At 67.9% G+C, this 12763-nt stretch carries 11 protein-coding genes; 7 read left to right on the forward strand and 4 right to left on the reverse strand.

The window, feature by feature from the left end:
• Positions 1 to 99 precede the first annotated feature (99 nt).
• Positions 100 to 234 (forward strand): helix-turn-helix domain-containing protein, encoded by a 135-nt coding sequence (locus ABZ412_RS34010; RefSeq protein WP_357288865.1) that lies wholly within the window; start codon positions 100 to 102, stop codon positions 232 to 234.
• Positions 235 to 237: 3 nt separating this feature from the next.
• On the opposite strand, the gene ABZ412_RS34015 is transcribed toward ABZ412_RS34010, so the two are convergent.
• Both ABZ412_RS34015 and ABZ412_RS34020 read right to left on the reverse strand, forming a co-directional pair.
• Complete coding sequence (locus ABZ412_RS34015) at positions 238 to 1539, reverse strand: ABC transporter permease (protein ID WP_357288833.1); 1302 nt, start codon at positions 1537 to 1539, stop codon at positions 238 to 240.
• A gap of 21 nt (positions 1540 to 1560) precedes the next feature.
• Positions 1561 to 2544, reverse strand: a complete 984-nt coding sequence (locus ABZ412_RS34020) for an alpha/beta hydrolase (protein ID WP_357288836.1) — start codon at positions 2542 to 2544, stop codon at positions 1561 to 1563.
• Positions 2545 to 2806: 262 nt separating this feature from the next.
• On the opposite strand from ABZ412_RS34020, the gene ABZ412_RS34025 reads away from it, so the two are divergent.
• From ABZ412_RS34025 to ABZ412_RS34035, 3 genes are all read left to right on the forward strand, one after another.
• The gene (locus ABZ412_RS34025) at positions 2807 to 4465 is read left to right on the forward strand and encodes a CocE/NonD family hydrolase (RefSeq protein ID WP_357288839.1); all 1659 of its coding nucleotides are present in this window, start codon (positions 2807 to 2809) and stop codon (positions 4463 to 4465) included.
• A 3-nt stretch (positions 4466 to 4468) separates the two neighbouring features.
• On the forward strand, positions 4469 to 5932 hold the full coding sequence (locus tag ABZ412_RS34030) for a M20/M25/M40 family metallo-hydrolase (RefSeq protein ID WP_357288842.1): 1464 nt from the start codon (positions 4469 to 4471) through the stop codon (positions 5930 to 5932).
• A 226-nt stretch (positions 5933 to 6158) separates the two neighbouring features.
• Positions 6159 to 6998: a lysophospholipase gene (locus ABZ412_RS34035; RefSeq protein ID WP_357288845.1), complete on the forward strand. Its 840-nt coding sequence runs from the start codon at positions 6159 to 6161 to the stop codon at positions 6996 to 6998.
• 27 nt (positions 6999 to 7025) lie between these two features.
• Here the strand turns inward: ABZ412_RS34035 and ABZ412_RS34040 are convergent, their stop codons facing one another.
• The gene (locus tag ABZ412_RS34040) at positions 7026 to 8357 is read right to left on the reverse strand and encodes a metallopeptidase (RefSeq protein ID WP_357288848.1); all 1332 of its coding nucleotides are present in this window, start codon (positions 8355 to 8357) and stop codon (positions 7026 to 7028) included.
• A gap of 204 nt (positions 8358 to 8561) precedes the next feature.
• On the opposite strand from ABZ412_RS34040, the gene ABZ412_RS34045 reads away from it, so the two are divergent.
• Complete coding sequence (locus ABZ412_RS34045; protein ID WP_357288868.1) at positions 8562 to 9386, forward strand: class I SAM-dependent methyltransferase; 825 nt, start codon at positions 8562 to 8564, stop codon at positions 9384 to 9386.
• A 74-nt stretch (positions 9387 to 9460) separates the two neighbouring features.
• Entirely contained in the window at positions 9461 to 10747 is a 1287-nt protein-coding gene (locus tag ABZ412_RS34050) for a hypothetical protein (RefSeq protein ID WP_357288851.1), read from the forward strand.
• A gap of 451 nt (positions 10748 to 11198) precedes the next feature.
• On the opposite strand, the gene ABZ412_RS34055 is transcribed toward ABZ412_RS34050, so the two are convergent.
• Positions 11199 to 11498, reverse strand: coding sequence for a hypothetical protein (locus ABZ412_RS34055; protein ID WP_357288854.1), 300 nt, complete (start codon positions 11496 to 11498; stop codon positions 11199 to 11201).
• A 204-nt stretch (positions 11499 to 11702) separates the two neighbouring features.
• Between ABZ412_RS34055 and ABZ412_RS34060 the strand changes: the two genes are divergently transcribed.
• Positions 11703 to 12236, forward strand: coding sequence for a hypothetical protein (locus tag ABZ412_RS34060; RefSeq protein ID WP_357288857.1), 534 nt, complete (start codon positions 11703 to 11705; stop codon positions 12234 to 12236).
• Positions 12237 to 12763: the final 527 nt, after the last annotated feature.

Here is a 12763-nt window from a genome sequence, read left to right on the forward strand (position 1 = left end):
CCGTGGCGGAACACCCTTTTCCTGCCGCTGATTCCAACCCCGGAACTGGCGACTCGATGGCGAGCCGACTCATCAGCCAGCACAGAGAGCCGAGGAAGGCTGGTCGCGCAACGGCCGCCAGTCGCCGAGATCGCCCAGCGCCTAGGCCATCTCGAGGTGTCGAGCTTCTCGCGGGCGTTCCGCCGCTGGAAGGGCATGGGCCCGCGCGCCTTCCGGCAGTTGCGACCGGCCTGAGCGCTATCGGGCCGCGGCGGGTGCGCGGTGCAGTTGTTTGCGGTCGTAATAGCCGGTCACGATCAAGCCCACCAGCAGACCGATCAGCAATCCGAACAGGGTCTTCCAGCACGCGTGACTCAATCCGGCCGACCCGTCGCCGTTGAAATAGAGGATGGCGCGCACGCCGAGGTACACCTGGTGCATCGGTTCGAACGCGGCCAGCCAGTCCATCGGCCTCGGAATCGCCTCGAGCGGCACCGTGCCGCCGGAGGAGGGCAGACCGAGCACGATGAACAGCACCAGGTTCACCAGCAGGCCCATGGTGCCCAGCGCGGACACGATCGACAACGCGGTGACGCCGACCGCGGTGATCGCGAAGGTGCTGTAGAGGAACAGCAGCAGCGGCCGGTCGATGGGCATGCCCAGCCACTGGCCGACTCCCATGAAGATGCCCGCCACCACGGGCGCGGTCCCGGCCATGACCGCCCATTTGAGGAACAGGGTGCGCAGACGAGAAATCGGCACGGACGGATTGTGCACATACCAGGGCCCGAACTCGGTAGGTGCGAAACCCAGTGCGGCATCGACCATTCCATTGATCACCATGGCGCCGGTGAAGCCCGCCAGCAGGATCATCACCGTGTAGAAGAAGGCGGTGAGACCTCCGCCGGTGCCGCCCGGCAGCGGATGGAACGGCGTGACCGTCACCTCGATCGGCGCGGCCAGCATGAGCTTGCTCAGCCCCGGTAGCGTGGCGACGCCGCCGGAGGGTTGCAGCCGGGTGTTCAGGGTGCCGGTGAGTTGTCGGCCAACAGTGTCGTTGGCCTGTTTCAGCGCCGTCGCCGCGATGTTCTGCATCACCTGCGATCCGAAAGTCCCGGTACGCGGATTGGTGAACACCGTGATCTGCGGGCGGGTGACGTCGCCGGGCACGGCGCTGGCGGCCGCGAAAATGCCCAGCCGCTTGGTGAAATCACTGGGGATGACGATCGCCCCGTACACCTTGCCCGTGTTCAGCTGCTGCTGCGCCTCATTGATGCCCAGCACCCGCAGATCGAACTTGTCGGCCGGAATCTGTTGCACCAGAGCGTCATTGATCTGCTTGCCGACATTGGTGGGCTGCCCGCCGATCACATCGCCGGAGTCCTGATCGACCAGGGCGACGGGAAAGTCGTGCAGATGCTTCGACGGATCCACCACGTACGCCAGGTACATGGTGGCCAGCAGGGCCATCAGCAGCGACACCACGACCGCCGGGGCCAGCCACACCCGGGGGCTCTTGCGCGGCAACGATTCGGGAGCGGTTTCCTCTACATTCGCCATGGGGTACCCGACTCTCTGTGATCAAGGGTTGGTGCCGGTGACCTCACGCACGAACGCGTCGACGGCCTCCTCCATCTGGGTGAGACCAGGTTCCTCGAGCGGATAGTGCCCCGCGTTCTCGAGCATCACCAGCGTCACCGGAACCTTCTTGATCGGGTCGAGCGCGGGTTTGCTCAATTCCAGCGGCGTCCAATGATCCTCGGCGGGCTGGGTGTGGAGAATCGGGCAGACGTCGAAGTCGGCGGGTTCGATATCCGGGACATAGGTGCGGTAATCGGCGAGGAATTTCATCGACGCCGCACTGCCCGCCGAAGTCTTGTCGGCCAGAAAGACTTTCATGGCGTCCGCGTTGTTGCACAGCGCGCTCATCTTCGAGGCGAGGCTCATCGGAAACTCCAGGCCCTTCATCGGCGAACGGGCCAAAGCCCCGACGCCTTTCATGCCCACGGTGGCGCTGAATTTGTAGCGCGCGGTCGCGATCCACACGTCCCGATTGCGCTGGTCGAGGAAGGTCAGGCCGACGATTCCGTGCACGGCGCCGCGCGGTGCGTGCGCGGCGACGTGGTAGGTGACCATGCCGCCGGCCGACAGCCCGAAGAGCACGATCGGGCGATCGTCGCGCGACTTCTCGTAGGCGAGATAGTCGGTGACCATCTGGATCCACTGGCCATACCCGTAAGTGCCGCCGGGGCGTACCTGCGTCATGCCGTAGCCGAGATTGTCGATGGCGGTGACTTCCCAGCCCTGGTCCGCTAACGGTTTACCGATAATGAGGTTCATCTGCCGTCCGTTGGTGCCGACGCCGTGATGCAGGATCACTTTCGCCGGGGCCTCGGGGTTCAGATATTGATCGAGATGGATGTTGTTGCTCTCCCACTCCCAGAAGTCCTCGGTGGGGAGGTCCGCTTCGACCGTGAGCCGGAGCCGGGGCGGGAGGAACTCCTGGAGCTTCCACCACGCCGATTGATCGTGGTACAGGGTGTCGCGCCCGGTTTTGCGCTTCATCGAAAACCCCTCATGTAAGAGCAGTTTGCGAGCCGTTCGATCTCCACTGTGGCCAGCGCGTCCAGGGCGCCAACAGTCGGCCACCCCTCGCCGATAGAGCCTACAGAACAGTACCTACTACACGGGTATACGATCGCCGCCCAGGAACGGTTCTTGGTCCGGAAACTCGCGGCCGACACCCACTGAATGACCGGCGCCGCCGACCGCCGTGCACCCAGGTTCCTGGGGCTGGTCAGGGGCGCGCACAACCACCAAGGTCACTATGGTGAGCATGCGGATGGTGGTGTGGCGCGCGGTGGTCGGCGTGCTGTTGGTGATGGGAGCGGTGGTCGCGCCGGGGCAGGCGAGCGCGGATCCGGGGTATCAGTGGCGGGAGGAGTTCATCACCGCACCCGACGGGACGCGGTTGCACGCCGACGTGCTGCGGCCGGTGGGGCTCGGGGACGAGGTGCGGACACCGGTGGTGATGACGGTGAGTCCGTATCGGTCGCACGAGGCGCGGCTGACCGAGTTGCGGCCCGGCGGCGGGCCCTCGACCGGGGATCTGCCGGTGCCGATGCTCTTGGCCGCCGGATACACCTCCGTGATCGTGGACCTGCGCGGGTTCGGCGGATCCAACGGGTGCCCGGATTTCGGCGGGCCGGGTGAGCGTTCGGATGTGAAGACCGCGGTGGAATGGGCGGCGGCACAGCCGTGGTCGACCGGGCGGGTCGGGTTGTACGGGGTGTCCTACGAGGGGTGGACCGGGCTCATGGGGCTGGCCGAGAAGCCGGCGGGCCTGGCGGCGGTGGCCTCGTTCGAAGTCGTCGCCGACCCCAACGCGTACCTGTACATGCAGGGCATCGCGTGGAAGTTCTCGCTGAAACCGATCAGCGAACAGGGCTTCCGGCCCGGGGACATCGCCGGATTCGAGCACCTGCTGATCGCGTCGACGCCCGCGCACCCCAATGACTCGGCCGAGTACAAGGCCAACGCGTCGTCCATCGACCCGGCCTGCTACCAGCAGTATCTGGCCGAGACCAGCAACCACGACGCGAGCACGCCGTTCTGGCGCGACCGCGATCTGGTGGAGAAGCTGCGCGGCAACACCATTCCGCTGTTCCTCGGCCAGGGTTTCGTCGACTACAACACTCGCGCCGACCGGGTCTTCCAGCTGTGGAACGGGCTCGGCCCCGGCGAGCACAAGGCCATGTTCGGGCAGTGGGGTCACCGCGATTGCAGCGAGAAGTGCGGTGCCACCCAGTTCTCCTCGGAACTGCTGGCCTTCTTCGACCGGCAGGTGGCGGGCAAGGATGTGACGGTGCCCGGCCCGCGCGTCACGGTCGGGCAGTTCGACGGCCGCTGGCGGGCGGAGACGGCGTGGCCGCCGGCCGACAGCCGCGCCGTCGACATCGATCTGCGCACGGGACGGTATACCGATCGCGGTCTGCTGCCCGGCGCGGACCGGGAGATATGGACCGTCTCCCCACCGCTCGCCCAGGATCAGCAGCTGTCCGGTGCGCCGACCGCCACGCTCACCCTGGACGGTCCCGCCGCGGCCAGCGTCACCGTCGAGGTCTACGACATCGGACCCGACAATCGGGCCACCGTGATCACCCGCGGCATCGCACCGGTCACACCGACCACACAGGTCCGGCTCCTCGCCCAGGACTGGCCGATTCCCGCCGGACATCGCATCGGCATCCGCGTCACCGACGTGGTCGACGACGTGTGGGCGCATCAGCCGGCCAACGCCCCCGTCACCGTGACCGCCGCCCAACTGCACCTGCCGCTGCTGTCCGGAATCCGCACCCCGGACCTGCCCGGCGACCTCAGCGAGGCGATTCCGAAGTGGCGAAACGAGAAGACGGTCTCCCTGATCGCCGATGTGGTGAACAATGCCACTGTGGCCGTGACCTTCCCTCCCCGGACCGGCGGTTAGCCCGTGACCAGCACCGCGCCGACCCACGCGCCCACCGTCGACGACGCCACCGCCGAGCGGCTGGCGGGGGCGCTGCGCTGCCGCACCGTCTCCCACGAGGACCACAGCCGCATCGACCCGGCCGAATTCGAACGCCTCGCCGGCCACCTGGAGAAGTGCTTCCCCCTGGTCCACGCCCACCTCACCTGGGAGAGCTTCGGCCACAGCCGCCTGTACCGCTGGGCGGGTAGCGCGGCGACCGAGCACCTGGCGGGCACGGCCGGGCCGGAAGCGAAGGCAGCCGCCGCCGGGGCGGCCGGGAGCGCGCGGCAGGGCACGTACGCCGGAGAGCCGGGGGCCGAGGCCGTGGCGGCGATTCTGCTGGCGCACATGGATGTCGTGCCCGTCGACGACCACGACGGCTGGCCGTATCCGCCGTTCGGCGGGGTCGTGGACGACGAATTCATCTGGGGCCGGGGCGCGATCGACGACAAGAGCCGGATGATCGCGATTCTCGAGGCGGTCGAAGCGGCGCTGCGGGACGGCGTCGCGCCCACGCAGACGGTGTATCTCGCGTTCGGCCACGACGAGGAGATCTTCGGGGCCGACGGCGCGGGCCGGATGTCGCGGCGGCTGCGGGACGCGGGAGTGCGGGCCCGGCTGCTGGTGGACGAGGGCGGTGTCATCACCGTCGGCGTCGCCGAGGGCATCGACGTGCCGGTGGCCACGATCATGGTGGGCGAGAAGGGCTTCGCGACCGTGCGGCTCTCGGTTACCGACGTGGGCGGGCACTCGTCCATGCCGGGGCGGCAGACCGCGGTCGGGCGGCTGGCGCGGGCGGTGGCGCGGATCCAGGACCACCCGTTCCCGCTGCGACTCACACCGGTCGCCGTCGACATGCTCACCCGGGTGCGGAAATTCGTGACCGAACCGCGGCGCACCCTGCTCGGGCTGGTCAATGTGGCCGGGCCGATCGCGGCGCGGGTGCTGGCCGCCCGGCCGCAGACCGAGGCGCTGGTGCGGACCACCACCGCCCCCACCGTGATCAGCGGCGGGGTCAAGTCCAACGTGCTCCCGCAGCGGGCCGAGGCGTACGTGAACTTCCGTATCCTGCCCGGTGATTCGGTGGCCGGGGTGCTGGCGCACTGCCGGAAGGTGGTGCGCGACAACGGCGTCACCATCGAACTCGACGGCACCTGCTCCGAACCGTCGGCCGACCCGAGCGCCGGACCCGATTTCGACGTCGTCGCCGATGTCGCGCGCGCGGTGGTGCCGGGGCTGGCCGTCACCGTCGGCGTGGTTCCCGCCGCCACCGACTCCCGCTACTACGACGATCTGGCGCGGACCCGCTGCAACTTCGCCCCAATCATGCTGTCCGCCGCCGACCTGGAACGCATCCACGGCACCGGCGAACGGATCTCCCGCGCCAACTATGCGCGATTGATCCGGTTCAACCGGCTGCTCATCGACCGCATCGCCGCCTTCTGACCGGCGCCGCCGTCCCCGGTGCACCGGCCGCCCGCGCGCGATCGGCCCCGGCACCGATGATCGATCGTGCGCGCGGCTACCGGTGCCCGCCCCCATGACGCGTCCGATGAGCGAGAATGGCTCCGCCGGTTGGCGACATTTCGGACGCATACGGTGGCGTCCGAAACCGCGACCCGGCACCCTTGCCCTCGTAGGTACGTGACGACCTCGACTCGAAGGAGCGGCGATGACCCGCACGGAGACCGGTGAATTCCAAGGCGCGGGCGGCCGCGTGTTCTGGCAGGCGTGGCTGCCCGACGGTGAGCCTCGCGCCGTGGCGGTGATCGTGCACGGCTACGCCGAGCATTCCGGCCGGTACGCGCACGTCGCGCAGCGGCTCACCGAATCCGGGTTCGTCGTCTACGCGCTCGACCACACCGGGCACGGCAAGTCCGAGGGCGCCCGCGCCAATATCGGCTCACTCGACACCGCCGCCGACAATGTGCGCACCATGCTCGCCACCGCCACCGGCCGCCACCCGGGACTGCCGAAATTCGTCATCGGCCACAGCATGGGCGGGCTCACCACGGCTTACTTCGCCACCCGCGACCAGCCCGAGGTCGACGGCCTGGTGCTGTCCGCCCCCGCGATCGACATCGAGGCCGGCAATGCCGTGCAGCGGCTGGCCGCGCCGCTGGTGGCCAAGTATCTGCCGAATGTGCCCGTCGTGAAACTGGATTCGAAGCTGGTCAGCCGCGACCCCGAGGTGGTGCGCGCCTACGACGACGACCCGCTGGTGCATCACGGCGGCGTGCCCGCCCGCACCGCCGGGGAGATGCTGCGCGCCGGGGAGTACGTCAAGGCGCACCTGGATCGGCTGACCGCGCCGCTGCTGGTCCAGCACGGCAGCGCCGACGGCCTCGCCTCACCCACCGGCACCGACAAGGTGGAACGCGACGCCGCGTCCAAGGACAAGACGGTCATCCGCTACGACGGTCTCTACCACGAGATCTACAACGAGCCCGAGCAGGACAAGGTGCTCACCGACGTGGTCAACTGGCTCGAAGCGCACCTGCCCAGCGCCTGACCAGGTTTCACCGGAGCCCGACCGGGCTCACTTGTAGGTCTTCAGGCAGGCGTCCTCGCCGTCGAGGACGCCGGTCCGGAACGCCTCCAGCCGGACGAAACCACTGGGCACCACGGCGCCGTTGACATCAGCGGCGGCCAGGCCGTCCATCAGCAGTCCGGAGATGGCGGCGTCGAGATCGGTCGCGGACAACTGCAGATCGCTGCCGGGGCGGCTCAGCTTGGTGCTGTACGCCCCGGAGAAGCAGGCGGCGCGCAGCCCGGCGGTATCGGCTCCGGAGATGCCGAGCCGGCGGGCCTGCTGCACGGCGATCATGTAGCGCGAGACGAAGACCACGAAGGCGTTGTAGTCGCCGCCGACGGTCGCGGAGAGGAGGTCACCCCTGTCGCCGGTGGCCGCGCGCGCGGCCAGGTTCGGGACGTCGGTGCCGATCACATTGGTGGTCGGGCAGTACGAAACCGGCTGGGTGACGGTCACTTTCGGGCAGGTGCGGGAGACGCCGCCGTAGTCGAAGGCGGGTGCGGGCTGGATCGGGTAGGCGCGGGTCAGCGACTGCGCCACCAGCGCCAGATCCGGCTGGTCCACCGGCAGCTGGCGATCCTTGTCGCCCGGCTGGAAGCTCGTCGGCAGGGTGCCGCGGCGCTGCTTCAGTTCGGCGCGGGTAATGCCCTTGCAGGCGGTCGCGCCGTCGGTGTAGCCGATCTGCACGGCGGTGACCCGTTCGAACGCGGTGCCGTGCTCGTCCGGGGACGCGCCCGGTTCGCGGTCGCGGAAGGAGATCACCGCGGCCAGCACGCCATTGAGGCCGTCGGTGGTGTTGAGGGTGAAATGGCGCGAATTGCCTTCGGCCACCGAACGCAGGAAGACGCCGGCGAAGCAGTCGGCCTGCTGTTCGCGGACCACGGTCGGGGTGAAGAAGCCGTTCAGCTTGGCCTGCGCCTGGATCGAATGGCCGTACTCGTGGGCGAGGACCATGACCACCGCCATCGGGCCGAACTTCTTCACCAAGCCGGGCAGCAGGGTGCCGCGGTCGAATCCGATGGTCTTGTCGACACTGCAATAGGCGGCGTTGACCTCCTGAAAGGTACTGCCGCGGCAGAATTCGACGGCCTGGGCGCGCGGGGCGGTGGAGTCCCAGGAAATGAACCGGGTCACCGGTTTGAACACGCCCGGAAAAGTCTTGGCGTACTGGCCGTTCCAATAGTCGGCGATATCCGCGATGGCATTGAGGGCCAGTTTGTCGACCGCGCCGCCGTCCCCGTTCTCGGCGGTGAGGGTCGCGTCCGCCACCCCGGAGCGGGGTCCGCTGGGCCCGGCAGCCGAGGTCTGGCCCGCCACCACCCACGGATTGTCCGTCACCGGAGCCGAAACCTGCTGCGAGTCGGTGCTTTTCACAGTCGATCAGCCGGTCAGGGACACCCCCGCGACCGCCAGCAGTACGACCAGGCCCCGTCGAATCCGCGACGTCCCCATCTCGCCTCCCACACCACTCGGGACCAGTATCCACCGAGATATCGCGCGAAGTCCCCGGTCCCGCAACGACAGTTCGTGACACAGTCGAGGATCATGAGCGACTATCGCGGCCTGAACCGGGCCAATTGGAACGATCGCGCCCCACTGCACGCCGATTCCCTCGACTACCACTTCGACGACTTCCGGACCGACCCGTCCTTCCTCAGCCATGTGGTGCGCTTCGATCTGCCACGGCTCGGCGACATTCGCGGGGTCGACGCCGTGCACCTGCAATGCCACATCGGCACCGACACGCTGTCACTGGCCCGGCTCGGCGCGACCGTGACCGGACTGGACTTCTCCCCCGCATCACTGGCCGAGGCTCGCAAGCTGGCCGACGCCGCCGCCACGCCGATCGAGTACGTCGAATCCGATATCTACGAGGCGGTGTCCGCGCTCGGCGGGAGGCGGTTCGGGCTGGTCTACACCGGGGTCGGCGCGCTGTGCTGGCTGCCCGACATCCGCCGCTGGGCCACGACCGTGGCCGCGCTGCTGCGCCCCGGTGGCCGCCTGTTCCTGCGGGAGTACCACCCGGTGCTGTGGTCGATCGACGAGACCCGCACCGACGCTCTGACGATCGGCTACCCGTATTTCGAGACCGCGGAGCCCATGGTGTTCAACGACGAGACCACCTATGTCGAAACCGATTCCACGGTGACCAACACCATCACGCACGAGTGGAACCACGGCCTCGGCGAGATCGTCGAAGCCCTGCTGCAGGCCGACCTCACCCTCACCCAGCTAATCGAACACGACAGCGTCCCGTCGAACCCGTTGCCCGGCCGCATGGTCCACGACGAACACTGGGAATGGCGTCTGATCGACCGCCCCGAACGCCTGCCCCTCAGCTACACCCTGCAAGCCCGCAAGGGCTGAGCGGCGGCAGCGGGAACCCGCACCGACCCTCCCGCGTCCAAGTACTCGGAAGCTGGACGACGGGAGGGACGCCGATGGAACCGGAAGCCTTGCGGCGCAGCGCCCGCCTGAGCCAATCGGGCGCCGAACACGACCAGGCCCGCCTCGCCGATCGCACCACCGACCCCGACTACATCGACCACGTCGAAGACTTCACCCGGCTCTCCCACCAGCAGATCCACGACGCCGTCCAAGCCATGAACCCCGGCGACATGCACGCCGCCGCCGACACCTGGGTCACCATCGCCGACAGCATCTTCGGCGCCGTCACCGCCCTGTACGCCGCCGTCCACACCGCCCTCGCCGACAGCATGACCGGCCACCTCGCCGACGCCGCCGCGGCCGCCGCCCGCCGCTTCGTCCAGGACGCCACCGACACCGCCGAGATCACCCACAGCACCGGCCACCGCATGATCGCCGCCGCCTTCGGGGCCGAAGCCCTCCGCAAAACCGTGCCCCCACCGGTTACCCACGGCCCCCAATCCGACCGAGACGAGCAATATCAACTCGCCCTCGCGGCCCTGGACGCCAACTACACCCCGATCTACCCGCCCGCAGGCTCAGGAATCCCGGCGTTCCTCACGATCACCACACCGGGCGCTGCCGATGCCTCCGGGAACAGCAGTGGCGCAAAGGATCCGAGCCCCGCCTCCGATGCGCGAGCCATTACCACGCCAGGGTTCACTCCGAACCTGGACGCGTGGCGCAATCCGACCGACCTCGACACCCACCGGCCACAAGCAGGTGAGGAGACCGCCACGGCGACCAATTCCCCATTCGAACAGCACATCCCCCAGGATCAAGCCGCCACCGACGAGCCGGACGCACGCCATCGAAGCGCGACCGACCCCGGCGCGGATCGGTGGCGACCCGACACCGATCCCGATCACCGCTCGACCACCACCGAAACCCACCCCACGGCGATCCTCCCGACCTCGACGACGCCCACCGACGATCCCACCCGTGCAAGCCAGCCCAGCTCCCCCACCGGCGCCCCATCGAACCGATACTCCCCCAACCCCTTTCCCGACCTCGCCCACAGCGTCCGCGGCCCGACCGTGCCCGATCCGACCACCCAGCCCCGCCCCCTCACACCACAGCTTCGCCCCGAATCTCCCGGCACCGCCATGCCGCCGGGCATGTTCGCTCCGGGCACCCGCCCGACCACGCCCGAATCAGCCCACACCTGCCCACCCTGGCTGATCCGCAACCGCGAGGTCGAGCTACTCGGCAACCCACTCCCGCACGTCCCACCCACTCTCGGAGCCGAATTCCCCTCCGCCCGAATCGACCCCGCACCCACGCCGGACGACCACCTGTGACCCGCAGGCCGAGAAGTGCCTGCCGCGAAATTCTCCGCCCAACGGGTTTTCGCCGCCCGACCCGGAAGGCGTGCGCTCGTACCGAGCGCCCATGGGCCCGCCGCCAGACGATCATCAATACGCTCTTTGAGTCGGCGGCGCCGATCGATCCCGGATCCATTGTGGAATGAGCTGTTCGTGCCGATGCGCTGCGACCGCATTCGGGCACTGTTGCTGTTCGACGCCTCGAGCATGGCGCGGGCCCCGCCAACTGCTCGGCAAAACGCTCGAAGACATCGAGCTCGCATCGGAGCCGACTCGGCACAGTTCCAGCGGCAGACCGCAGCCTGCGGCCGGTTAGGTCAGCGCGGTATGCGGCAATTCAGGACGTTTGTGCCGTCGGTCCGACAAGGCGCTGCGACATCATCGAATGACCGACAGCCACCGAACTGCGACGCGGGCATTCAGGCATCTACCTATCGAACTGCCAGTCCTCCAGCCGGGAGTGGACCGGGATCCTATTGATAACCACGCCCGTGCGACCCTCGGCCTCGAGCTGCGCCACGCAAGCCTCAGCCGTCTCCCTCGAGATGAACGCGCCCAGTTGGCCCAGACTCCTGTCATCCTTGTCGAGCATTTCGATGGCGTAGACCGATTCTGGTTCGCGGTACCCGTTGGGCAGCTTTATCGCCCAGGTACTCCAGGTGCGAAAATGCCATCGTCCGATCCGAAGGCGGACATGGCGAAGATCTTGCATCGCGAACTCGAACACGGTGCGAGCCTATGCTTGCGCTGGCATCGGACAGCCTCCGCGCCGAAATGGCGCGCTTCATACCACGCAGCCTGGGTGGGGCTCAGTCGTTCTGTCGGCGCAGCACGCTAAGGTTCAGACGCGGCAGCCCCTAGAAATGCCGCCAAAGAAACAGAGGGCGCTCAATCTCGTTTAGAACAAGCCTATTTCACATAGCTTCGGCCCGTGAACACTGAGAACCGGGCCGTCTGGACCCGACTGACAGCCCTCGCTCCATTCATGAACGTCAAGACACTGCCCATCAGAGGTCTCAGAACTATCGCCGTCCCGGCCGCAGCAGCGGCCGCGCTCATGGCGGGAGCAGCCCCGGCATCGGCCGACATCGTCTCCGTCCAGCTGTTTAGCCGGACTCTCAACGGCGGGTTCCAGGGTGCCTACATCTCCGTGAAAGCGACGACCTCGACCCCGGTGACGATCGAGGTCAATGGAGTCACGCTGGGGGGCAGTCCATTTGCGCTGAAGCCAACCAACGGCGCCAAGTACACCGTCACCGTCGAACTCAGCCTGGCAGCCGGTGACCAGCACATCGTCGCCTCGCAGAAGGCTGCGGATGGCACGATCAGCCAGAAGTCCACCGACGTCAGGTCCAACGGCACCACTGGAAGCTCCTCCTTCACCCCGAACCCGATCCAAACGATCCTGAACGGCTTTCAAACCGGCAGCACCGGCGGCCACACCGTGACGTTCGGGATGAACTAGTCGATGGACTCGCGGTCGAATCATTCCGTTCTGGCGCGCCCCGCCAACCTGGGTCCCCGCGGCACCGAGGCGGTCGAGAGGACCGCCTGATTGTTTTCCGAACGCCACGGCACGCGAATCGCGCGGCGTGGTGGATTCACCGCGCGACAACGCGATCCGGGTGGATCGCCCGCCGGGGGATCGCTCCGACTCCCGATCCACCCGGCCCCGCCCCGCCATCACCGGTGAAAGACCGGCACGGGGAGTTCGCCTGCCCGGGCTTGTTCGCCGACCGGCATCCGGCGCGAGCCAGCCCGGGTAGAGGTTCACTATGAGGTTGCCGAGGCGCGGGCTTCTGGCACGAAAGGTCATACCTCTCAGCGCTGTTACGCCGTCTTTCCCGTCTACAGTGGTCGTCGTCTCCGAGTGCTGGGGGTTCACCCGGAGATGATGGGGTAGGTGTCTCGACTCTGCCGGTCCCAAGCGCACATCCCAGCGTTCGGCGATCGAGACCCCTACTCCCGGCCCAGATTCCTCGCGTGCAGGCG

Origin of the sequence: Nocardia sp. NPDC005746 (assembly GCF_040630785.1) — a bacterium.
GTDB lineage: Bacteria > Actinomycetota > Actinomycetes > Mycobacteriales > Mycobacteriaceae > Nocardia.

Coding starts and splice junctions, on each gene's coding strand:
- ABZ412_RS34050 (WP_357288851.1), top strand. CDS start 9,461: ATGGAACCGGAAGCCTTGCGGCGCAGCGCCCGCCTGAGCCAATCGGGC.
- ABZ412_RS34025 (WP_357288839.1), top strand. CDS start 2,807: ATGGTGAGCATGCGGATGGTGGTGTGGCGCGCGGTGGTCGGCGTGCTG.
- ABZ412_RS34035 (WP_357288845.1), top strand. CDS start 6,159: ATGACCCGCACGGAGACCGGTGAATTCCAAGGCGCGGGCGGCCGCGTG.
- ABZ412_RS34020 (WP_357288836.1), bottom strand. CDS start 2,544: ATGAAGCGCAAAACCGGGCGCGACACCCTGTACCACGATCAATCGGCG.
- ABZ412_RS34015 (WP_357288833.1), bottom strand. CDS start 1,539: ATGGCGAATGTAGAGGAAACCGCTCCCGAATCGTTGCCGCGCAAGAGC.